The following is a 23,252-nucleotide window of genomic DNA, read 5'->3' on the forward strand; positions in this document are numbered from 1 at the left end:
CACATGGCTTGGGAATATGAAACTTTTGGCCCAGACGGTCAATGCAAATTGTTTGGTGTGAACATCTTTGACTACGACTGGCAAACTACCGGCAAGCGAGTAAAAGTCAAAGACCCGATCTATCACCAAGACCATACCTTCGAGGTCTGGCAGGTGGAGATCAACGGGCAGATTCGCCGCTTTGCTGCCGGGGAGTTCTCCAACTGCGTATGGGGATTCTATCTGGAAAAGAACGGATGAGAGGAGTGTGAATCCATGAAAGCCAATGCCGGAGAGGTCTATACAGTCTATAACCAATATCTGAAACGCTACACCGCCTGCCAGGTGGCCTATATTGCGCCGCCGGACTCGGTGAGCAAGGAACCCTGGGCGGTGGTCCTCTCTCTGGACTGGGCGGGTGACGCCCCTCTGACGGCAGAGGAACTGCCCCATCTCCGTCCGCTCTACAAGGACTTCATGTACTGGTCCCGCGACCTCCACCTACTGCGGGTGCCGGTAGAAATCCCACCCCAGTACACGCTGGTGGGTACACTTCCGCCCTTCACCGATGAGCCCTGCCGCTCCTACGGCGGCTGGGACAACGGCTATGAGGTATATTTGCAGATGCGGTGGCAGGCCATCCCGGAAAAACGGCGGCGGGCCTTCAAGGAGGCCATGGAGAGCGACGAGCAAACGGAGATCGGCGGCATCCCGCTAAAGGTCAGCAGCCATCGTGTAATGGACCAGTACGCACCATTCGATTCGGCGCTGGAACTAAAGGCGCTGCCTTGCCTCTCCACCCTCATCTGCGAGCGGTGGCACCCGGATCTGCTGGAGTTTTTGCGGGAAACCCCCTTTGTTGATGAAGTGACTTTGCTGAACCACGGTCAGAGGACACTTGATCTGCGAGGCACCAGCATCAGAAAGCTGATGCTGGACATGACCGGGCTGGAGGAGCTGTGGCTGTGTGAGGGAACGGAGCTGCTCCTGTTCCAGAACAAGGGGCCGGACGCCTGTGCCATCCATGCCCCCGAAGATGGCAGCGGTTTGACCCTCCAATTTATCGGGGAATACCGCCCGCACACGGAACTGCCGAACCTACGGGGGCTGCATGGCATCGAGCTGAAGGACTTTGATCTCACCGGACTGGCTGCTGTTCATCCCCACCTGAAGGAACTGAGGCTCTGGGGTGCGCCGGGAAACCTGGGGAACTTCTCCGCTGTGCGAGGGTTCCGGGAACTGACGAATCTCTCTACCTTCGACCTGTTTGGTTTCGGGGCGGAGGACATCCCCACCCCGGCGCAGATGCCGGAACTTCGCTGGTTCTGGATGACCAGCCTGCCGGAGACGGCGGCAAAAGCGGCAAAACAGCTCTGGAAAAGCAAGCCGGGAATGGATCTGCGGATCACCAAGCCCCGGAAACCGGAGTGGCTGGCGCAAAACCTGGATAATCCATTCCGAGGCTGGGACGGTGCGGAGCATATCCCTGCTTCTGCTGCGAAAAAGGCAGCCAATCAATACCGCAAGACCCGTTCCCAGCTGATGAAGCTGGCCACTGAGCCGGGCGAGGACGCTCAGGCCCAGGCACTGGATGCGGTGGCAGCCTACACTCAGACCTTCAACAAGATGGGCTTTATCGAAACTGAGGAGCGGGATGAAATCTATATGGCCCTGCGGGGTATCCTGGATGCCCTGCCAGGCGATATACTCCAGAAAGATGCCCTGATTGCGAAGTTCGATGAGCTTCATGATTTTTGATGCGGCATTGTCTTTATGGAGGTGTCTTTTTCACCGGAATGAGTTCAGCATTGGCATCAAATACGGCCATTAAGGGAGGACAAACCTCATGAAAGGTAACGAACAAGTCAGGCGACTTACATTTTGTTTAATGGTAGTTCATAGGTACAGCTGTAAAAAGTGCAAGAATGTGTTTGTTCAGGCTGTATCTACATCGGATACCGATATGGTGCCAATATTTCTTAGCAGTGTTTATGCGCCGCAGTCATCAACCCTTGTGATTATGGAGCTTACCGAAAATGAGCTCCGCTTTGGGTGGAATGACAGCATGCCAAAGCGGGCGGAGAAAATTTTTAGCGGCAATGCATTTTTCTACATTGACTCCACTCAAGTTTGCCCGATCTGTGGCGAGTCATTGGAACAGAAACAGATTTCCGGATTGAGTGACTATATCAAAGAACATCCAAAGGTATATCTTGTCTATTTCGGCAGGAAGGACGAGGAAGAAATCGTTGTGCATCTTTAGTTCAGTCGTAGAGAAAGGAATGTGCGGTCGCATGAGCCGAATCGTTGATGAACCCTATTTCACCCACAGTGCCTACAGCGCCTTCACCACCGGCATCCAGGTAAAATGCCCCAAGTGCCATGGCGCGGGTGTGGTGACAGCGGACGATGATAACGCCTATTTCCGGTGCCTGAGCTGCGGCCATCAGGAGACCCGCGACCGGACGATCTACCGCTATGATGTCCATAACCAGTGCAAAAACTGCGGCAGGTACTATCGGGTGGATATTGAAGATGGGGCAAGGCAGCATTTTCCCGTCCTCCATGTGGCCTGCCCCTATTGCGGAACAACCATGCCGGGCGAGGTACACAAGACGGCGGAGGCTTTCTCCTATGGCGGGGAGATTCAGGGCGGCAAGGACCCCTGGTTCGGCCTGGAACTGTGGTTTTTGACCTCATTCCAGGGTAAGCCGGTCTGGGCCCTCAACCGGGAGCACCTTGCCTATCTGATCGACTATCTCAGCGCCGACCTGCGGGAAAAGCCGCCGGGAAGAGCGAAAATGACCCAGGCCGACCATCTCCCCACCTTCATGAAAACCGCAAAGAACCGGGAGCGGATCGTGAAGCGGCTGAAGAAGCTACAGGAGGGATGAGGATGGATCAGAATGTCCTTTATCGTGGTCAGCGTCTTACTCTGACCCGGTTTTGGGCAACAGGAGAACCTTGCCTGTGGATCACCGACCCGGAGCAGATCGGGATGCCCAAAATGGAATTTGTGGGAGGCCACCCGGACGAATACTGCATTTTCCTGAAGAATCTGACGGAAACAGAACTGTCACAGATCACATCTCTGGACGGTGCTCCACTGGATGTAAAAGAAGAACGAAACGACACCGAATGAGGAGAACACTATGAAAGACCTTTGCCAATATGGAAAACGGCCGGAGGACGAATGGGAAATCTTGCCCTGGATACCTGACCCGCGCCCGCCATTCAAAATCTGGGTGAAGCCGGAGCAGATCACACCATTCTTTCTCGTTCCCCACCACCCCTATGCGATCTCCCTTCTGCTGAAGATCAGTGATGGGTTCCGGACAAAAGAATTCTGCCGGCTGGGACTGACCGGTAGCAGCGGAGACTGGGAGCGGCTTGTCCGAGGCGTGATCCAGGAGTTCGAGGAAAATAACAGCGGCGTGGATCTGTTTCACTTCGACTCCGACGAAGATGTGTTCTGCGTGTACTCCCAATACATCGACGATTTGATGCTGCTGTCCAAAATGATCCGGGCAACCTGTGACAACGAAAAAACGATGGGGACTTATCTGGGTATAGGTGAGGTGGAACATGAGAAATAAGGAGCAGGAGATGGCATGGCGAAAAGTAATAGAAGCCTGCATGGAGGATGTGAAACACCACTTCGATGACATCCAGCAGGCCATTGAGTTTGGCTGCTACATCCAGCCGGACAACTACTTTGTGTCCTACATCTTTGCCACAGACTCGCAATTAGAGACAGCGCGGCGGAGCGGCCTGACAGAACAGATCAATTCCTATCACAGAGAGCAGATGATAAAGCGTCATTACCCCATTGAGGGAATCAAGGACTGCACCTTTGCCTCACAGGAGGAATGTGACCGGGAATTTGGCGGGAATTGGTATTACTATTTCAAATGATACGATGAGGGGATCGAGATGACCGAGTACATCAAGCTCTTTTGGGAGGGCGCACCGGAGGGAGAACCATCGGTCATCCTCTATGAAGTGGATACCGAAAATGAGCGGCTGGCCCATCGCTCCATCGACATTTTTGCAGATGGCCGCACCCACAACATCCCTGACCTTTACGACGGTGTCATCGAGATCATGACGATCCCCACCGTGGAGGAATTGAACGTCCATGTCTGGGGCGAGGAATTCCACGCCTGCATCATAGAGCAGGCGGAATTTGAGGCCATCTGGGAAAGCCGATTTTATAGCGGAGCATTTTGAAAAGCGAGGAATGACAATGGTTGAGATCAATCGCGTCTGGATCAATGTGGATACAGACACCAACAAAATCACACTATTCGGCCGCCCCCGTGTATCCATCCATGTGGATGAGTACATTTGGAGTTTGATCGAAGAACATATCGTGAAGCCCCATAAGCTCATGCGCAGCGAAAAGCATGGGTATCTGCTGAAAATTTCCTTTAATCGATTTAATCCGGTGAGGCACCGATATTATCCGCTTTCCTCGTACAACGGGACGCTTCGGGAAGGCGTCAAGCCGGACAGCGCAAACGGATGGTATCCCCGTGAGGACTTTGCAGACTCTGAGGAACGCACCTCCTGGTTCGCTCCCGATAAAATCTGGACAAACTGCGGTAACAAGGTTCTGGATGTCAATATTGACGCTGCCAATGTGAGCGAGAGCATCACTCCCAGAGAATACACAGACTTGCTGTTCGATGGGATTGGGGCAGTATTGGTGTTTAACTTCAAAAGGCTCAAGCGCGAGGAGTTTGATTGGCTGAAACCCAAGATCGACTGGAGCGTGGTAGAGAGATTCCCCTTCCCTGCCTCCTTTGAGGAACAACAGTACATGGGGGATGAAGGCAAAATTCATGTGTATTCCTGGGATGGCCGGCAGGAAACGACTCTTGTAGGCCCTTATTCTGTGCGGGAATTGTATCTGGAACATTTCGGAGAATAGTTAGGAGGAATCTGATGAAACAGACAGATATTTATACCGAGGCTCTGATCTGTCTGCGATCCATCCTTCTGGCAGACCATCCGGAATTCAAGAACTGGATCGACTGGCTGGAGAGGGATATTCAGGACTGGACCCAGCGCCGTGAGGTTGCCCACCATCTTCGGGCATACGGCGGCATGGGCTCGTTCAATGACCTGCCCAGTATGCGTGGAAATCATGACTATATTTTCGGCTTTCTCAAGTCCATGTGCTATGCCTTCGGCCATCTTTATGGCAAACGGGAAGGCATTTCGCCAGAGACATTGATGGAGGAGTGCCTGCACGATGTAGAGCAGGCAGCCTATCACCCCCATAAGCCACTGAACCAAGCCATTGCCCAGCACTTGATGCAGGGCGATTTACAGGAAAACCTGGATGCTCTGTGAGGGAAATACAATGCATGACATGAATTTGGAAAAAAACGCAGTAAAATTCAAACTGCTTATAAAGTAAGCCCCTTCACAAAGGGTACCTGCCCAGAACCGGAGGATGCTGGGAAACGATTTGAAAGCAGGTATACTCCCATCCCCGCAGAGTACCGCTGGCTGCTTTTGAACTTCGGCGGCTGCTATTTGGCGGAGCCGTGGATCTTCACACTGAAAGAGTTGGAAGAAGCCTACCCGATTTTTCAAGAGGCTTATGAGGATTACATGAGCAAATATGACCACAGCCCCGCCTTTCCAATCGGAGGATTGGGTGACGGGAGTATCGTATTTATCGACTTGGAGAGCGGCAGAGTCCGGGGCTATAACTGTGACTATGCCGATCTGGAGGAGATTGCCGAGAATTTTTCCAGCCTGCTCCTGGACCTTGTGGAACAGGCATTAGAACTGGGAAACCTGTGCAAAGAATTGTGAGGTAAGTACATGGCAAAGGACATCAGGGAGTGCCTGCTGGAGCAGGCAAGAAAATTTCATCAGTGGCAAGAAATCACTTATCCCGGAAAAACCACCGAGGAGATTGGCGGTGCGTGGGAGGTCGATTACCCTGCGTGGAATGATATATTTGATGCCTTTTGCCATGTGTTGACCCAAATGGATGCAGAAACGGCAGACAGCGTCCTACTGGATGAGATGGTCTATCTGATCGCCAGGGACAACGAAGCTGAGGGGGTTATACAGGAGACCACTTCCCATCCCCAATGGTTCGAGTGCCTCTGCCGCAGGGCCGCAGCCTCCAATGAGAGTGAGGTCAAGTGGCAGTTTGCCGCTTATCTGCCAGAATGTCCGTGCAGCCAGGAAGTCAAAGACATGATCCTGGACTTCGCAAAGGACCCCAATGAATATGTGAGCCGTCGAGCGCTTTTGGCGATGCCCGCTCTGCGTCCTGACTGTGTGGAACAGTTCGCTCCGCTGTTCTGGGAGCGGAACTGTTATTCCCTCGAATTACAGGAATACCAGCGGATCGCGGTTCTGGTCTCGCTGGATGCCATCCATTCCGGCCTGCTTCCACAATACTTGGAGCAGGCCAAGCAGGATGGCCGGCGCTATCTGCTGGAACACGCAAAACGAATCGAAGGAGGACTTGCCATGAACGAAAAACTGTCCCGTCCCCAATTCAATCAAATGGATACTACTGAGAAGCAGGCGCTGATGGAAAGCCTTGCTGCTCGTTATACGATGACTTTTCTCGGTCTACATACCTTTGACCACTGGGGCCAGAGCTGCACCACCGGCATCTTCGAGAAAGATGGCCGGGAGTTTGTCTTTGTCCCCGGCGACACCGTCACCCTGGGCTGGGAACGGTTCGCCGTGGGACTGAATCAGGAGAGCCGGGAGGAATTGGAGTATCTGTTCCGGGAATGGGAGATGGAACAGGACCCGGAGGAGATGATCCGGGAAAGCATGGCTCCTGTTCGGCAGGCAGCCATTGGCCCCATGCTGGCAGGCCGGGAGTTGGAGGAACTGTGCTGGGAGCCAGTGGCGCTGGACGATCCCCACCTGCGCCCAGAGTGGCTGGAGGAGTTTCGGCAATTCGCCCTGACCGGACGGGACAGCCTGACCCTGGTGGGCCACGCCCGCTTCGAGCGGGATGGGGACGGCTGGCAGGCCGCCCTCTACCATCGGATGAACTATTCGGACTTTCGGAGCCAGCTGCAAAAACAGGGCCTTTCGCTGCCCACGGCGGACGAGTGGGCCTACCTGTGCGGCGGCGGGTGCCGCACCCTGTTCCCATGGGGAGATGGGTTAGACTACTCCATGCGTCTGCACTGGTTTGAGGACATGGATGAGGATGAGAACCGGCCCTATGACATGGAGGAACCCAACTTCTTCGGCCTGTCCATCGCCTACGATCCCTATATGCGGGAAGTGGTGCAGGCTGATAGACTTACCACCTGCGGCGGTGACGGCGGATGCAATATCTGTGGTGGGCTGGGCCCATTTCTCGGTTTCCTGCCCTGTTCGCCTCACTGTAAGCCGGAAGTGCAGGAGGACAATGAACTAAACGGAGATTATGACTTTTATCGGCCTATCATTCGTCTGGAGAACTATGATTGACAATAGAAGCTTGATACGAAATAAAGAAAGAGAGGTGCCGACATGGGAGCATGGGGCATAAAAGCATTAGAGCGTGACGAAGGGCTGGATGTACTGGACATCCTCAAAAATGAATATGTACCGGAGCATCCGGTAATGGATCTGGGCGAGATGATCGAACTGATGAAAGAGGAAGTCATGCTGGGATCTGACTTCTCACAAATCGACTTCCTCTTTGACAATACTGCGATGGCTCTGGCGGAGCTGTATTTCCAATGGAAGGATAACAGCAAACTGGACTACGATCATGAAGAAGCTATATGGGATAAAGTCACCGGTTTCACAGCATCCAAAGAAGCCCTTGCTTTCCTGCTGCGGCAGCTCACCGACATCAAAAATGAGGTGCCGGACGAGGACGGCATCCGTGAGATTGTGGATCTTTGGAAGAACGAGGACAGCGGTGAGATCGCTCCTGCGTGGTTGGAACACTTGAATCAGCTCATTGATCGACTGGATTCAGAACAGGAGGCGTGACAGATGTATATCAAAAAATATTGGGGCAACTTTATTGGCGGTTCCGATGACAGTCTGAACCTTGTGGCATTTTTAGAGGATCAGAAAAAGGAGGAGATCCCCCTCAGCGAGATTTTCGCCAAGATCGGTCTGGACAAGCAGAACTGGGACTTTCGCCAAACCGTGGAGTACCTGGAGTTTACACATTCCGATGGCGTGGAAATGGACTTCCACTTCGCCATTGATGTGGTCACCGACCTGGCCGCCATCCTGCTGGAGTGCAGCGTCAGTGGCAGTGTAAACCTTCAGGATCTGGACGAGTACAACACCCCCATCCGCCGTATCCGCATCACTGCTACGCCAGAGGAGCATGACGCAATGAACAAGTCCCTGGCGGATTTTGCCCAGAACCCGCTGGAATACGACATCAGCGAGATGATGGGCGAGGATGAGATCACAGATATGGCTTATCAGGTGGAGATGCTGCGGAAAGAGCTGTACGAAGCCTCCGGCCGTAATCGGAACTACCATGTAAAGGCGGAAGATGTAAAACATCTGCTCCCTGACTGGGAGGGTGCCGATGGCTGTATCGCCACCAACCGTATCACGGTGGAGGGCTACAAGGTCGGCTACTGTTACCGGGAGAAGCCGGACGGCGGCTGGGACAGTGGCTGGCGCTTCACCGCTGGTGACGAGAGTGAGGCGTACATGGACGATCCCAACAACGCCGGGATCTACAAACTGAATACGATCTGCAACGACGATCCCGACATCATTCCTCTGCTGAACACCCCCGCCCCCTGCGCCTTTGAGCGGGATGAGAACGGCGTGTTCCAGCAGATCAAAAACTGGAAACCGGACGAGGACGAGGAGGACCCGGATATGGATATTTTGAAGCAGTGCCAGAAGTGGCATGAGGAGAGCAAACAACATAAAATTATTGATGCGCTGGAGGCCATCCCCGCCGAGGAGCGTACCCCTGAGATGGACAGCGAGTTAGCCCGTGCCTATAACAATCTGGCAGACCCACATAAGCCAACTTGCAAAGAAATGCTCAAAAAGGCCCTCGCTCTGCTAAAGCCCCATGAGGAATACTTCGAGGACGACTATTACTGGAACTTCCGCATGGGTTACTCCTACTTTTATCTGGATCAGGAGGGCCGGGCTCTGCGATATTTTGAAAAGGCATTGGAAGCCCGCCCTGGTGACGATGACACCAAAGAGTTTATCGAACGGTGCAAGAAGGGTATTTCTCTGCCGCAGTTCTGGGAGTGCTTCCGGGAGCGGACGGAATCTGCATGGAAGGACTTTGCCCAGCAGGAGGCCCAACTGCGCCAGATGATGGACGAGGACAAGGATCACACCCGCGGCGCCGAACTCGTGGCCCAAATGCAGGAAACCCTGAATCTGGTCTTTGATGAGATCTCTTTCGAGATGGGGTTCAATGGCGAAAAGCATGAGCTGATCCTCACCCCGGAGGGGGATAAGGTCAAATTGTTTGAGCTGGTCTATTTCCAGAAACACGCCCCCAAGGAGGTGCTGGAGCACTGGAACATCCTGGTAGGCCGTCAGCCCCTCCAGAACATCGGACTGCGCACCGACGATGGCTGGGACATCTCCGGGGAGGATGTGCAGATCTGGCTGGAGGAGCAGGGCGAAAACAGCTTCGCCATCTCCGCGTACTGTGAAAAACTGCTGCCTATGCTCCGGGAGGAGGAAGGCCGGGCCTGGTGGATGCTCACCACTCTCACCGATCAGGTGCTGGGCGAGATCCCCCACATGAGATACATAGACAGCTTTGATGTGCTGGAGGGACCCAAGGCAGAGCCGTCCTTCCTCCTGTCCCAGCTGCCCGACAAACTGCGGGAGCAGGGCCTGGAGCTCTCCACTGATCCGAAAGCCTATCTGGAGAGCTATCTTGGCTACAAAATGGAACCCAATGAAGATCCCGACGCCGATTGGCGGTTGGATACCATGGTGGGCTCTACCTGCTGTGTGCCGCTCATCAACGGCTATCTGAATGCCGACAATGACTTCATGGACGATCTCCACGCCGACGGCACGGTGGCGGGCTTCTTCTGCTATCCCCTGGATACCCTGCGGGAGGAGGAAGACAGTCAGAAGATCTTCGACTTCCGGGACAAGCTGGAAGAAGTGTTTACCACTGATGAAGGATCGGAAGTGCTCACTCTCACCGGCGGGGCTACCGGCCTCTACTGTGGCTATGTGGACTTCATCGCCTGGGACATCCAAGAGGCGCTGAACATGGCGAAAGAGTTCTTTGAAGGCACGGACATCCCATGGGCCATCTTCCACACCTTCCGCCGTGAAGCCGGTTCTGTATCCCTAAAGCAACAAGATGATGGGACAGAAACTGAGAATCAGGATGACGAGTTGGACGAAACGCTGACGGGCATGGACTATATTCCTTACACCCAACAGAACGCCGAAGCATTCTTCGCTCAGCTGGAGCAGTGGAACGACGAAGACGAGTACACCCGCTGTATCCAGGCACTGAATGCCATCCCGGAGAACTGGAGGAACTACCGCACCGCCTACGCCCTGGCCCGTGCACTGGAGAACTACGCCATCATCGGGGACCATGACGAAGGTACTTTGAAATCCAAGGGAGACAAAGCCCTTCTGAGGGCCATTGAGGTGCTGGAGTCCGTCCGGGAGGAAGGCCAGGACAAGGCGGAGTGGAATATGCGGATGGCCTATGGCTATCAGTATCTCTATGGTCAGGAGGAAAAGGCCATCCCCTACGCCGAGCGGTGGGCGGAGCTGGACCCCGAGGACGAAAATGCCCCGGCAGTAATTCGGGAGTGTAAGGCGGAGATCCGGAAACGCCAGCGCAGCCGGAAGAAGAAGGCCAAATTCGTGCCCGGTGATACCCCATTTGAGGGCTTCGACCTCACCAACTTCTGGGATGATAATTGGTATGCACTGAAAGAATATGTCAGTGATCCACCCTCCGACGAGCTGATCGCCAGCGTGGAGGAGGAACTGGGCTACAAGCTGCCCGCCTCCTATATTTGGCTGATGAAGCAGCACAACGGCGGCATTCCGGTGAACACCTGCTATCCCACCGAAACGCCCACCACTTGGGCGGAGGACCATGTGGCCATCGCCGGCATCTTCGGGATTGGTCGGGAGAAATCGTATTCCCTCTGCGGCGAGCTGGGCAGCCAGTTTATGATCGACGAGTGGGAGTACCCCGCCATCGGCGTGGCCATCTGCGACTGCCCCAGCGCCGGACACGATATGATCTTCCTGGACTACCGGGCCTGCGGCCCCCAGGGAGAGCCTGCGGTAGTCCATGTGGATCAGGAAAATGATTATAAGATCACCCATCTGGCAGACAGCTTTGAGGAATTCATCCGGGGACTGGAGCATGAATCCCTGTATGATCCGGATGAAGATGTAGAGGATCTTGACGAAGATGATGGCGCTGACGAGGAGGAAGCCGACCATAAGGGCTCCTTTGCCGGGTCTGTGCTCCTCTCCAAAGCAGAGTGGGACAAGGAGCAGTTTATCCGGGATCTGCGAGAAGAATGGGGTATCGTGGACGATGAGCCGGATGAGGGCGGCGAAGATGATGAGAACAGCGATGACGCTGTGGTAATGCGGGTCGGCGGCATGATGCTGGTTGTGACAATCTTCCGCGGCCATATCCCGGACAATGAAGCAGAAATCAACGCCGAAAACAACTATATGTGGCCAGAGGCCGTAGAAGCGGCCAAAGCGCACAAAGCCCATATCATGGTAGCTGTGTTGGGCGAGGAGGAGAAACTGCTGGAACGGGGTAAGCTGTTTACCAAGGCGATGGCAGTGTGCTGCATGCAGAAATATGCCACCGGCGTCTATACCAGCGGCGTGGTGTTTGAGCCCCGGTTCTATGAGGGCTTTGCCAATATGATGAAAGAGGACGAGCTGCCTATCTTCAACTGGGTCTGGTTCGGCCTGTACCGGAGCGAGGGCGGCTTGAGCGCCTACACCTACGGCATGGATGTGTTCGGCAAGGAGGAGATGGAGGTGCTGAACACCGATGCCGAGCCGGAGGAACTGCGGGACTTTTTGGCAAGTCTTGCCTCCTATGTGCTGGCGTGTGATGTGACGCTGCAAGACGGCGAGACCATCGGCTTTTCTGCGGACGATAAGCACACGATCACCCACAGCCCCGGCGTCAGTCTGCCGGAGGAGCAGATGACCCTGAAGATCGGTTACGAGCCTATAAAGGGAGATCCGGAGGATGACAGCTGCGACCAATCAGACAATGAGGACACGCAGGATGAGGAAGAATTCAGTAATCCCGAGGTCTACACCGAGGAGGAGATGGAGGCCGTCGAGGGCCACATCCAGCAGTATTTCGGGGCGTTTGACAATGTGTTCCATGAGATCGTGTCCCCCGACATCCATGTGGACATCTGCATGGTGCCGCCCGCTGGGGAGCGGGACTACTGCACCCTGGTCACCATGGGCATGGGCGCCCACCGGATGAATGTGCCGGAGGAACTGGCCGAATACAAGCTGGAGCGGGCGGAGCTGGCCATCGCCCTGCCTGCGGACTGGAAGCTGGATCAGGAATCCATGAAGGACGAAAAGTGGTACTGGCCCATCCGTCTGTTGAAATCCCTGGCCCGCCTGCCCATCAACTGTGACAGCTGGCTGGGCCACGGACATACCGTGGAGAACCGTGAACCCTTTGCAGAAAACACCGAACTGTGTACTGCTATCCTGATTGAACCCCAGGATACAGAGAAAGGCAGCGCGGTCTGCACCCTGCCGAGCGGCGAGGAGATTAACTTTTATCAAGTCATTCCTCTTTACGAGGATGAATTGGACTATAAACTGGCGCATGATGAAGACGCTCTGCGGGACAAGATGGCGGGTATCAGTTTTATCGTAAACCCCACCCGCCAGGACGCTATTACCCGAGGAACTCTTTGCAATGTGGAGGATGTGGATGAAAGCATCGGCATGGACGATGCCTCCTATCACCTGGAGAGTATCGAGGAGAAGGAATTGGACATTGACCCCATCAATACCTACAACCACATGGCCATCTACCTGCGCTGGTGCATGGAACATGACCTGATGGGCGAGGACTTCCTTGCGGAGCATGGCGAAGTGGTCAAACAGGTCAAAACCGGCCCCGACAGCACAGACCTGCGGGCATTTATCCGGGCGGAGCTGTTCGGCTGCCTGTACTCCGCTCTGTTCAACCAGCAGGGTCGTGCCTTTGCCCATTACTACTATGGGGAAAATGACGCTCCCTACTATCCCAACGACATCGACGATTATGCCCTCCAATATTTCGGCCCGGAGCGGTATCACTCCGACGAGTTCCGGCAGGAGGCCTACCTGTTCATCCCCTTTGACGAGGACTACTATCAGGCCATGGCAAAGATCATCGAGGAACGCTTTGTCAACTGGCAGGGTCAGGGCTATGACGAAAACACGCTGGAGCCTTCTAAGGTGGCTTGGGCCATTATGGAGTATCTGGACTGCGAGTGTACCTATTTCCCGTCCATGGCAGATGATGACCCCATCATGTCAGCATACAGCTATGCCAAACGGGAAAGCATCCAAGAGGGCTTTGTTCCCGTGCTCATCAAGGCGGATGACGAAACGCTGTTGGAGTGTCTGGTAATGAACGCCGACCCGGAGCACGATGCGGACTTCTACGAATTTGACCTCAAAACGGTAACGGAGTATCGAAAGAAGATGCTCTCCGCTCCCGTCAAGGACGGAAAGGCGGTTTTGGAGGAATTGACCGGCCAGCGTAAGGAAGAAGCCGAAGATGACGATATGGACTGGGAGGAGGAAGTCCTGGGCGAGATGGAGGGCGGCTATGACAATGACCGCTTCTCCTGCTACTGGGATGATGATACGGAGATGACCTATCCGCTCATCCTGGCCAAGATCCCGGTCAAGAATCCCTGGGAGATCTTTGCCTACCTGCCCTTCGGAAACTGGAACGAGTGCCCCAACACGCCGGAGCTGATGGCTGCGGCCAAATACTGGTTCGAGCAGTACGGCGCGGTGCCTGCCGCGATGAGTCACGATGAGCTGGAATTCCTGCTTCCGGCCCCCGTCCCCAAGGAGAAGGCCATGGACACGGCGGTGGAACTGTATGGCTTCTGCCCGGATCTGGATCAGAATGAGGATGGAAGCATTGGCTCCTTGGCAGATGCCCTGTGGCAGTCCTCCGTCTGGTATTTCTGGTGGGATTGATGGGAGATTGTGACCATGAACGAATACCTGAAGCAATATATTGAACTCCAAAAGCAGTTTCGGGAGACAAAAGGAAATCCGGACAGTGTCCGCGCTCTCTATACCTTCAAGGAGAAACTGGAGCAGTCGGAAGACAAGCAGGCCAAGGAAGTACTGGTGGATGTGTATGATCTGCTGGACTTCAAGAAGGATGCCTATGAACTGCTCTGCCAAATCGGAAATCGTTCCGATAAAAAGACCCTCAAGCGGCTGGGCACGCTGAAGGACTATGCGGACAACTGGGGCAATCATTATGCTCTCCCCAAGCCCAAAACGCCGGAGGAAAAGCAGAAAGAGAAGGAACGGCAGGCCCAGCTGGGCCTGCCCGCCTTCCGGTATCACCCAAACCCTCTGGAAACTGGGGCTTTTGAGGAATCCGCAGACGGCGTTGTCTGCGACTGCTGTGGCAAGACGACCCATATTTTCTATACCAATCCGTTCTTTTCAGTGGAGGATATTGCATATCTGTGCCCAGAGTGCATCGCCAACGGCGAAGCAGCCCGGAAATATGACGGTAGTTTTCAAGATGATTTCTCTGTGGACGATGGTGTAGACGATCCGGAGAAGCTGGACGAGCTGATCCACCGCACCCCCGGCTATTCCGGCTGGCAGCAGGAATATTGGCGCGCTCACTGCGGCGACTACTGCGCCTTTTTGGGCTATGTGGGCGCCAGAGAACTGCGGGCCCTGGGCGCGCTGGAGGAGGTGCTGGACGACCCCATGTGGGACGAGGAGCAGAAGGGAATGATCCGGGAATCCGTCAATGGCGGGCATCTGCAATGTTATCTGTTCCAGTGCCTCCACTGCGGAAAGCACCTGGTCTGGATGGATTTTGATTGAGGAGTTTTCAAAAGGTAGGATACAAGCAATGAAAACTAAAACGCTGACCATTCAACTGAATGATGAACAACTGCCCATCCTCCCAGTGGAACCGGAAGCTCACCTCTCCTTTACCACTCATGCCGACGGAAATGAATTGGAGTTAACGGGAAACCGGGCGGGGCTGCTTCTATTGGCGAAAGCCGCTCTTGGTATGGCGAAAACCATTCGTGAGGATGGATTTCATATCCATTTGGATGACCTGTATGGCATCAACGCCGAGGGAAAAAGCATCCTGATCCGAAAGGAGGAACAATCAAAACCATGATTGAAAAAAACTTTCTCAACCCCGCCACAGATAAAAGGAATCAGATAGTAAAGGTGAAATGATAATGGATCTGTCCATAAAGGAAATAAGCATAGATATTGTTATACAAACGGAATGCTTTATGCCCAAATAAAGATAGATGATAGTTTCTTTACTATTCCGCCAATTCGTGATGAAAAACAGATGGATTGCTAAAATAAAGAAATTGAGGGCTATGGGATTGGAAATCTTTCGCCCGCCGATATGAAATTCCGAAGCAAGTTCAGAAAGGAGGCAAGTACCTATGTCAACCTGGAGCGGAATCCGGAACAAATTGGAGAATGACTACCTGTGCCCGGCGCTCCGGGGCCGCATCCAGTATTTTGCCACCAGTTACAGTAAAAGCGCTGACCATGAGGGCCGGGCAGCCATTCGCATGGACGGTGTGGAAGTACTGCGGAGCAACTACTACATCTATTTTGAGAATGTGTGGACGAAATTTCATCACCTGCGGTCCACAACGCTGAAAGATCACGACTCCGCAAAAGAGGCCATCAACCAGGCTCATGCCTTTGCGCTGGAGCAGGGCACCTTTGACCAAAAGGTGTTCTATGAGGCGTTTGGGATCTTTGACAACCAGAGCATTGAGAAAAGCCTTGTCAGCGAGAATCCTCTTGTCCGCATCTTTGCCCTCTTGGACCGCAGGCTGGGAAAGCGCCGCCTGCTGGCTTTAGAGGAATCTATGGAGCACGAACTGGACTGGGTGCGGGCTTTCTATGTGATCCGGATGCAGACCGAGGGGCTGATGGAGGATTAAGGAGGGATTTATCTTGTCAAAAGCTCTCACTGAAGGCGCAATCTTAAGTATTCAATTGGAAGAAACAGCATGGACAATCGGTCAACTTTGCTGCCGTTTTGAGTTGGAAGGGCAAAAATACAAACAATATACAATGGCATTCTTTGATGTGCTGTTTTCAAGTGAGGAAGAATTGGTAGAGAATCTTGACAGCTTGGATTTAACAAAACCAATCATCATTACAACACTGAATAGTCACCCGCAAAGAGGATATGGATTACATCTTATAGGGAATAAAACTATTTCATACACAAATGTTCCAAACTATAAAAGTGATATATCCCCAACGCTTGGTTTATATAAAAACAAATCAACGGACTTCGACCATTTGCTAAATGCGTGGTTTGGTTTTTTGCCATGGGACGGATTTTGTAGGGAAGATTATGTTGATGCATTCCTTACTCCAGGGACAAAAAAGAGAAGTGATATCAGATTTATGAAAGATTTTACAGTGGAAGAATTGAAGAAGATTATGCCCGCAGGAAGTATTGCTTTGATTCAGCACTTGCAAAAAGATAGTGAAAAAAGCAACGCTCCACCTATTGTGGAATGAAAGGAACAGGAGGAACCACTATGTCACAGATCGCATCCTTTTATCTTCTCAAAGACGGTCAGCGGCAGGAATTGTCCAACGGCGACTGCTCCGGCGCGGTCTATATGGCCATCTGGGATTGGTGTGAGAGCGAGCTGGATCTGGATGTCCGTTTTCCTGCTCCCCAGACGGAGGACACCTTGGACTGCGCTCTGCTGGAGGGAGAACTGGCGTCTAAACTGCTGGCCGCTCTGCGGGAGCAGGACCTCTTGGAGCTGGCCGCTGAAATTGCCCCAGACTGGGACCTGCCTGCCGAGACGGTGCAAAGCGGACTTGAAACGCTGCGCTTCCATCTGGAACTGGTGCGGGGCAATACAGCCCTGCTGTATGAAATGACTTGACGGGGCCATGCCCCATAGAATATTGCGAGGAAATTATGATCGAAATCAAAGGAAAATACAATGAGGCCAAGATCTTCACCGATGTGGTGGACAGCGCCTCCATCGCACAGGTTCAGGAGCTGTGCAATCAGGAATTTACGGCGGGCAGCCGCATCCGGCTCATGCCCGACATTCACGCCGGCAAGGGCTGTACCATCGGCACCACCATGACCATCCGCGACAAGGTTGTGCCCAATCTGGTGGGTGTGGACATCGGGTGCGGCATGGAGACCACCCGCATCCGGGAGGGGCGGCTGGAGCTTCAAAAGCTGGACAAGCTGATCTATGAGAAAATCCCCTCCGGCTTCTCCATCCGGGATAAGGCCCACCGCTACCTCAATGAGATCGACCTGAGCGAACTGTGCTGTGCCCGCCATGTGGATCTCCTCCGGGCAGAAAAAAGCATCGGTACGCTGGGCGGTGGGAACCACTTCATCGAGGTGGACAAGGACGACGAGGGAAATCTCTACATCGTGGTCCACTCCGGCAGCCGTCACTTGGGTGTAGAGGTGGCCAGCTATTACCAGGAGGCGGGCTATAAGGTACTCAACCGTACTGATGATGCCTCCCTGCAGACGCTGGTGGCTCAGATGAAAGCGGAGGGCCGGGAGAAGGAAATCCAGAAAGAACTGAAGAAACTGAAAAACCTCAAACAGACCAGTATCCCCAAGGCCCTGGCCTATGTGTCCGGGGAACTGTTTGAGCAGTATATCCACGACATGAAGATCGTCCAGCACTTCGCCATGCTCAACCGGCAAGCTATGATGGACGAGATTATCAAAGGCATGAAACTCCATATGGAAGAGCAATTCACCACCATCCACAACTATATTGATACCGACGCCATGATCCTGCGGAAAGGGGCTGTGTCCGCCAAGGAGGGCGAGCAGCTGCTCATCCCCATCAATATGCGGGACGGGAGCCTGCTCTGTGTGGGCAAGGGCAACGAGGACTGGAACTGCTCCGCTCCCCACGGCGCCGGCCGCCTGATGAGCCGTGCGGACGCCAAACAGTCCTTCACGGTGTCTGAATTCAAAAAGCAGATGGCAGAGGTCTACACCACCTCGGTGAGCAAGGCCACCCTGGATGAGTGCCCCATGGCCTACAAGGGGATGCAGGACATTCTGGATAATATCGGTCCCACGGCGGATGTGGTAAAGATCATCCGCCCCATCTACAATTTCAAGGCCGGGGATGAGGATTGAGGAAGCAGCATGCTGGCAGAAAAATTTCAGAAAACAATTACTGACCTTGGCATGGAGCAGCTGGAACACCCTCTGTTTTACCATGCGCCGGTAGGCATCCGGTTTGAGATTGGCGGGGAGGAACCAATTTATCTGGACAAGAGTGCGGCGAAGCTGAAAACCAACCCCGCCTATGTTCAGGGGGCGCTGGACCGGGCCGCCGCGATCTATCGGGCACTTCCGGCGGTGCCGGACCTTCTGCGGATCGACGGGTATCCCGATGAAGAATCTGCCGAGTCCCTGCTGGCTGTTATCCGGCAGTGAGCGGGACTCCCGGTTCCCGATGAGCAACTTCCGGCCACAGAGCTGGATGAAGATGGGGATACCCATGCACAAGTGCAGTTTTACTGGGATCTCAGTAAGATCAGCTTTCAACCAGAGCTGCTTCTTCGGGAAATCATTCTGGGGGATATCGGTGGTTGGAGGGGCTTTGTGTCCAGCGTCTATCTGGCTGGGCCGGGGCCGTTTCTCTACCACCTGTACGATGACCGTGGGCTGGATGTGCTGGGCGGCTCACAGCGGCTGCTATTGCCGCTCTATCATCAATTTCATGACTGGATCTTGGAATACGATTTGGAGAAGATCGACCAGATGTTTGCTCCAGAAAAAGAATGACCGCATGACAGAAAAGGAGACATTGCCATGGGACTTGACATTTACGCCGGGACACTGACCCGGTACTATTCTCACAACTGGAAAACCGTCGTCCAGCAGTGGGCGGAGGAAAACGGATATACCTTCAACCGCATCACTCCGGACGGGGAACCTGCCGACAACGAAGAGAAGCTGTCCCCGGCTGAGGTTCAGGCAGCGGTGGAGAACTGGCGGGATCAGATTTTGACCGCCGTTTCTCAGCCGGACCAGCCGCCCTATACCCCATGGCCGGAGGACAACGGGAAGCCCTACTATACCGATAAACCGGATTGGGACGCCTTTGGTGCCATGCTGCTGGTGGCTGCCTGCCATACATACGGGGAGCCGGTGCCGCTTACCGTGGAGAAAAACTGGGACTTCATGGAGCATCCTGTCATCGCCCGCCTTGCGGCGGATGAGGAACGAGTGTGGTCCCTGTTCCGTGGGACTACATGGTGGCTGCCTCTGCCGGATGCCTTCTTCTTTCAGGCCCCTCTGCCCACCGGTGACACCGCTGCCATCGGCACGGTGGGTGGACTGCGGAAGGAGTTGGAGAAGCTGAACCAGCTGGCATGGCAGGCCGATGAAGGCACCATTCTCAGCTGGAGTGAAACCGAGGGCTACCCCGTGGATGGCACCGTGGGGACGGATGGGCAGTACAGCAAAGCCGACATTCCGGAGCACACCCGGTATGATACCGAATCCCTCGCCAAGTTCGCCTTCTCTATGTTCTGGCGAGCCATGCGATTTGCCAAGGAACAGCAGGTGCCCATTCTGCTTGACTATTAAAAGAGGATTCGCCAGGAGGTGGAGACTATGGAACAAAAACGCCCGGCAGATATATTTCAGGAGCTTCTGGACTACCTGTGGAACGGCCTGGGCCTGGAGGAAAAGGGCTGGAAGCGGCTGAAAAAAGGCGACTTCAAAAAGAAAACGAAAAACGGGCTGACCTATCAGATCTGGTTTGACCGGAGCCACTACAACTACATAGACTACGAAATCGGCCATGGAAATGTGGAGGTGGGCTTCAGCTGTATCATAAAGCAGGGAGATGACTACCTCTACTCTTTCAGAATTGAATCCACAACAGGCGGTTCATTCTTTCGGATGCTGACAGAGGACCTGCGGCTGGACACCGGGCTGCTGGACACCTTCCTGCCCCTGGTCAAAGCCAACTACCTCGACTTCATCGACCGCTTTGAGGCAGACCCCGTGGAGGCATTACAGCCGGTCTGCGCCCCTTTCACCGAGGCGGAGGACTACAGTTGGTTCATCTGTGTGCGGGAGCAGATGGTGGAACGGTACGGAACGGCGGAGCAGATGGAGGAGTACCGCCGTCAGGCAGAATTGCGCAGAACGCCGGAGTGCAAGGCGAAGACCCATACTGGAAAGTTGTTGTTCTACCAGTCCCATGCCAAGGATGTGGATCATGCCTGGGCCTCAAGCCGCACCAAAGAGGAACTGGACCAGGTGGTGGAACCCTTTGTGCAGGCCAAGCGGCAGACAGGACAGTGGACGCAGGAGGATGAGGCGGGCTATCAGCTCTACCAGCAGGAAACAGATCCGAAGAAACGCACCTTTCGGGTATGGTATCTCATTGCCAATCCCCGGGGCCTGCCGAAAGAGTTTGTCCAGAAAGAACTGGAATTCCGGTGGAAGCTGTTCCCGGAGAAGAAGGAGGAAAGCAAATGAGCAATAAATTGTTCCAGCAGAACCTGGATGACAAAAAAGGCCCCCAGCCCGGCGGCCCCTATCTCATTCAGATGCTGTTCAAAGAGCCGGTGGACATGCCGGACAAAGAGAAAATGACTGCCGTAATGGGGAAACACATCGGATCAGCAGAGTGCTTCTGTTATGATAAGAAAATGGCTGGCTTTGCCGCTCTGGATCATATAGCGGAATTTCAGGACGGCAAATGCCCGGTGCAGCTGATGGTGATGAAATGCGACAAGTTCAAGGGCAAAGGCTTTGATGCCTTTTTACTGAGCCAGATGTGGGACTGCCAGGAAGACCGAGAGCGGATTTTCCGGGAGTGCCGGTATCAGGTGGTGGCCACCGATATGCTGGCTGCGGCGCTTCCGGCGCTGGAGCGGGCCAACCTGGACGCCGACTTCTTGGAGGCTCTGGCGGAGCTGTACCCCTCATGCGAAGCATTCTATTTCCAGAACTGCGGCAAGCTGTTTCTGGCAGAGGATGTGCGCTCCCATCAGATTGAGGGCCCGGATCGGTTCATCCGCTTTGGCGTCAATGTGCGCTTCTTCAACATCGAGGGAACCGAGGATATGCTCATCGACACGGTTGGCATGAGCACCCTGTTTTTGCCGGACCTCCAGTACCACTTCCACGGCATGGACCCCAACTGGGTGGTAAACCACGCCTATAATGCGGCGTCCTATATTCTGGAGCATAATAACCCCATTCAGGATGGGGAAACCGTAGATGGTGTGGAGAATGGACAGATGAGCCGGGAGCTCCAGTGGAAGTGCCAGTATGAGGACGCCCTGATCCAGCCGCCCAGAGGGGTGCTGGACATCCACATGGGGAACTATGCCTCGGGAGGACGCTGAATGAACGGCGTTGTGCTCCTGGTGGGCGGACTGCTGCTTGTGGCGGTAATCAAGCTGATCGTAGACCGGAATTGGATGGGCCTGCTTCTCTGTGCTGCTACCCTGCTGCTGGTCTTTGGGGCCGGACACCATACAAAATAGGCCATTTTAAGAATCGAGGAGGTGAAGTATGCAGAATTCAACAAATATGAGGATACTGGAATTACTCCGGTTTCTCTATGAGCGGACCGATGAAAACCATCCTGCCACAGTATCTGACATCATTGCCCATCTGAATGGAAAAGGAATTCAGGCAGTGCGGCAGACTGTTTACGCGGATACCAATGCGCTGATCGATGCAGGAATTGATATTGTGGTGGCCAAGAGTACCCAAAACCAATATTTTATGGGAAGCCGCCTGTTTGAGTATCCAGAACTGAAAATGCTGACAGACGCAGTAGCATCCTCGAAGATCATTTCTGCCAAGAAATCCGAGGAACTGGTACAGAAATTATGCCGTCTGACCAACACACATCAGGCAGAGCAGCTTCGGCAGCTCGCCAGCCTGTCCAGCCGGGTGAAACCGGACAATGAGCAAGTCTATTACATCATTGATGCCATCCAAACGGCGATCTTGGAAAAGCGACAGATCCAGTTCCAGTATTATGAATATACGCCAGAGAAAAAACGAGTTCTCAAACATGGCGGTTATCTCTATCAACTGGACCCTTACGCTTTGGAATGGAAGAATGACCACTATTACCTGATCGGCTTTTCTCACAAACACCAGCGGATGGCTCATTTCCGAGTAGACCGCCTGTCAGGGATCAAGATACTTCCCTCCGGCTTTACCCCCGATGAAGACTTTGATGTGGCGGGCTACACCAACAAGATCATTGATATGTTTGCTGCTGACCGCACAGTTTCTGTTGAACTGCTCTGTGAGAACAAGCTGATGAAAACCATCATAGACCACTATGGAGAAGCTGTGCCAACCCGTACATATGACGAGGAACACTTTACGGCAAACATTGAAGTCGACCCAAGCGGCACCTTTTACGGCTGGGTATTCAAATTTATGGGCGGGATTCAGATCATAGCACCCCAAGAGTGTATAGAAGAAATGAAGCGGATCGCCCACAGGTTTCTCTAAAACAGGGACCAGGTGTTATGGAATTTTAACACCTGGCCCCTGCTTTCTTTTTTGCCCTTGTATCGAACAGATGTGCCAGTTATAATATAAACAAGATGTTCGCAAACCAGCGAAACTCTATGAAGGAGGGAGACCAGTGACCTTTGGAGCTTTCATCAGCACACGGCGCAAAGAGGCCAAATTAAATCTCCGGGATACCGCGAAACACCTCGGTATCTCCAATGGGTACCTGTGTGATATTGAGCAGGGTCGCCGGCCAGCGCCAGAGGGAGCGTTTGTAGAGCGGATCTCTTCTTTTCTGGAATTGGATAAGCAGGAGCATGAAATGCTGCTGGATCTGGCCGCAGATTCCAGGCAGACGGTTCCGGCCGACCTGCCTGACTATATCCGCCAGCATGACATCGTCCGCGCAGCATTGAGAGTGGCAAAGGAAGTAGATGCTACCGATGAGGAATGGAAGGCATTTATGGAAATGCTGCAGAACCGCCAGAACTAAGGGGGGATT

General features: G+C 53.8%; 28 protein-coding genes. All 28 read left to right on the forward strand.

Annotated elements, in window-relative coordinates; translation table 11 throughout:
- Positions 1–3: 3 nt before the first annotated feature.
- Complete coding sequence (locus NE547_RS03340; protein WP_256174743.1) at positions 4–240, forward strand: hypothetical protein; 237 nt, start codon at positions 4–6, stop codon at positions 238–240.
- A gap of 15 nt (positions 241–255) precedes the next feature.
- Positions 256–1,737 carry a hypothetical protein gene (locus tag NE547_RS03345; RefSeq protein WP_256174744.1) on the forward strand — a complete coding sequence of 494 codons (1,482 nt, stop codon included), beginning with the start codon at positions 256–258 and terminating at the stop codon, positions 1,735–1,737.
- An 88-nt stretch (positions 1,738–1,825) separates the two neighbouring features.
- Entirely contained in the window at positions 1,826–2,242 is a 417-nt protein-coding gene (locus NE547_RS03350; RefSeq protein WP_087237206.1) for a hypothetical protein, read from the forward strand.
- 31 nt (positions 2,243–2,273) lie between these two features.
- The gene (locus NE547_RS03355; protein ID WP_256174745.1) at positions 2,274–2,873 is read left to right on the forward strand and encodes a hypothetical protein; all 600 of its coding nucleotides are present in this window, start codon (positions 2,274–2,276) and stop codon (positions 2,871–2,873) included.
- Positions 2,870–3,121, forward strand: coding sequence for a hypothetical protein (locus NE547_RS03360; protein ID WP_370866813.1), 252 nt, complete (start codon positions 2,870–2,872; stop codon positions 3,119–3,121). Before NE547_RS03355 ends, NE547_RS03360 begins: the two co-directional genes overlap by 4 nt.
- 10 nt (positions 3,122–3,131) lie before the next feature.
- The gene (locus NE547_RS03365) at positions 3,132–3,575 is read left to right on the forward strand and encodes an Imm51 family immunity protein (protein ID WP_256174747.1); all 444 of its coding nucleotides are present in this window, start codon (positions 3,132–3,134) and stop codon (positions 3,573–3,575) included.
- Positions 3,565–3,894 (forward strand): hypothetical protein, encoded by a 330-nt coding sequence (locus tag NE547_RS03370; RefSeq protein ID WP_256174748.1) that lies wholly within the window; start codon positions 3,565–3,567, stop codon positions 3,892–3,894. Before NE547_RS03365 ends, NE547_RS03370 begins: the two co-directional genes overlap by 11 nt.
- An 18-nt stretch (positions 3,895–3,912) precedes the next feature.
- On the forward strand, positions 3,913–4,209 hold the full coding sequence (locus NE547_RS03375) for a hypothetical protein (RefSeq protein ID WP_256174749.1): 297 nt from the start codon (positions 3,913–3,915) through the stop codon (positions 4,207–4,209).
- A gap of 16 nt (positions 4,210–4,225) precedes the next feature.
- Positions 4,226–4,912 carry a hypothetical protein gene (locus NE547_RS03380; RefSeq protein ID WP_256174750.1) on the forward strand — a complete coding sequence of 229 codons (687 nt, stop codon included), beginning with the start codon at positions 4,226–4,228 and terminating at the stop codon, positions 4,910–4,912.
- A gap of 14 nt (positions 4,913–4,926) precedes the next feature.
- Complete coding sequence (locus NE547_RS03385; protein WP_256174751.1) at positions 4,927–5,337, forward strand: hypothetical protein; 411 nt, start codon at positions 4,927–4,929, stop codon at positions 5,335–5,337.
- Positions 5,338–5,502: 165 nt separating this feature from the next.
- The gene (locus NE547_RS03390) at positions 5,503–5,808 is read left to right on the forward strand and encodes a hypothetical protein (protein ID WP_256174752.1); all 306 of its coding nucleotides are present in this window, start codon (positions 5,503–5,505) and stop codon (positions 5,806–5,808) included.
- Positions 5,809–6,480: 672 nt separating this feature from the next.
- Positions 6,481–7,449 carry a hypothetical protein gene (locus NE547_RS18525; protein ID WP_370866815.1) on the forward strand — a complete coding sequence of 323 codons (969 nt, stop codon included), beginning with the start codon at positions 6,481–6,483 and terminating at the stop codon, positions 7,447–7,449.
- A 42-nt stretch (positions 7,450–7,491) separates the two neighbouring features.
- A complete protein-coding gene (locus tag NE547_RS03400) occupies positions 7,492–7,962 on the forward strand; it encodes a DUF4259 domain-containing protein (RefSeq protein WP_119979909.1) in 471 nt (156 codons plus the stop codon).
- Positions 7,963–7,965: 3 nt separating this feature from the next.
- A complete protein-coding gene (locus tag NE547_RS03405; protein WP_256174754.1) occupies positions 7,966–14,178 on the forward strand; it encodes a DUF2185 domain-containing protein in 6,213 nt (2,070 codons plus the stop codon).
- A 15-nt stretch (positions 14,179–14,193) separates the two neighbouring features.
- A complete protein-coding gene (locus NE547_RS03410) occupies positions 14,194–15,057 on the forward strand; it encodes a CbrC family protein (RefSeq protein WP_256174755.1) in 864 nt (287 codons plus the stop codon).
- A gap of 28 nt (positions 15,058–15,085) precedes the next feature.
- On the forward strand, positions 15,086–15,364 hold the full coding sequence (locus NE547_RS03415; RefSeq protein ID WP_256174756.1) for a hypothetical protein: 279 nt from the start codon (positions 15,086–15,088) through the stop codon (positions 15,362–15,364).
- Between the two features lie 283 nt (positions 15,365–15,647).
- The gene (locus tag NE547_RS03420) at positions 15,648–16,160 is read left to right on the forward strand and encodes a hypothetical protein (RefSeq protein WP_256174757.1); all 513 of its coding nucleotides are present in this window, start codon (positions 15,648–15,650) and stop codon (positions 16,158–16,160) included.
- A 13-nt stretch (positions 16,161–16,173) separates the two neighbouring features.
- A complete protein-coding gene (locus tag NE547_RS03425; protein ID WP_256174758.1) occupies positions 16,174–16,752 on the forward strand; it encodes a hypothetical protein in 579 nt (192 codons plus the stop codon).
- A gap of 20 nt (positions 16,753–16,772) precedes the next feature.
- Complete coding sequence (locus NE547_RS03430) at positions 16,773–17,132, forward strand: hypothetical protein (protein ID WP_256174759.1); 360 nt, start codon at positions 16,773–16,775, stop codon at positions 17,130–17,132.
- Between the two features lie 35 nt (positions 17,133–17,167).
- Positions 17,168–18,376: an RtcB family protein gene (locus tag NE547_RS03435; protein WP_256174760.1), complete on the forward strand. Its 1,209-nt coding sequence runs from the start codon at positions 17,168–17,170 to the stop codon at positions 18,374–18,376.
- A gap of 9 nt (positions 18,377–18,385) precedes the next feature.
- Positions 18,386–18,679 (forward strand): hypothetical protein, encoded by a 294-nt coding sequence (locus tag NE547_RS03440; RefSeq protein WP_256174761.1) that lies wholly within the window; start codon positions 18,386–18,388, stop codon positions 18,677–18,679.
- Between the two features lie 168 nt (positions 18,680–18,847).
- Positions 18,848–19,030, forward strand: coding sequence for a DUF3885 domain-containing protein (locus NE547_RS03445; RefSeq protein ID WP_256174762.1), 183 nt, complete (start codon positions 18,848–18,850; stop codon positions 19,028–19,030).
- A 27-nt stretch (positions 19,031–19,057) separates the two neighbouring features.
- Positions 19,058–19,837, forward strand: a complete 780-nt coding sequence (locus tag NE547_RS03450) for a hypothetical protein (protein ID WP_256174763.1) — start codon at positions 19,058–19,060, stop codon at positions 19,835–19,837.
- Between the two features lie 27 nt (positions 19,838–19,864).
- Positions 19,865–20,740, forward strand: a complete 876-nt coding sequence (locus tag NE547_RS03455; RefSeq protein ID WP_256174764.1) for a spondin — start codon at positions 19,865–19,867, stop codon at positions 20,738–20,740.
- The gene (locus NE547_RS03460) at positions 20,737–21,615 is read left to right on the forward strand and encodes a DUF4261 domain-containing protein (protein WP_256174765.1); all 879 of its coding nucleotides are present in this window, start codon (positions 20,737–20,739) and stop codon (positions 21,613–21,615) included. Before NE547_RS03455 ends, NE547_RS03460 begins: the two co-directional genes overlap by 4 nt.
- Positions 21,616–21,756 (forward strand): hypothetical protein, encoded by a 141-nt coding sequence (locus NE547_RS03465; RefSeq protein ID WP_197055358.1) that lies wholly within the window; start codon positions 21,616–21,618, stop codon positions 21,754–21,756. It begins immediately after the preceding gene.
- A 28-nt stretch (positions 21,757–21,784) separates the two neighbouring features.
- Positions 21,785–22,747 (forward strand): YafY family protein, encoded by a 963-nt coding sequence (locus NE547_RS03470; protein WP_256174766.1) that lies wholly within the window; start codon positions 21,785–21,787, stop codon positions 22,745–22,747.
- 136 nt (positions 22,748–22,883) lie between these two features.
- On the forward strand, positions 22,884–23,243 hold the full coding sequence (locus tag NE547_RS03475) for a helix-turn-helix transcriptional regulator (protein ID WP_006877047.1): 360 nt from the start codon (positions 22,884–22,886) through the stop codon (positions 23,241–23,243).
- Positions 23,244–23,252: the final 9 nt, after the last annotated feature.

It is taken from the genome of Flavonifractor sp. DFI.6.63, from assembly GCF_024462255.1.
Classification (GTDB): Bacteria; Bacillota; Clostridia; order Oscillospirales; family Oscillospiraceae; genus Lawsonibacter_A; species Lawsonibacter_A hominis.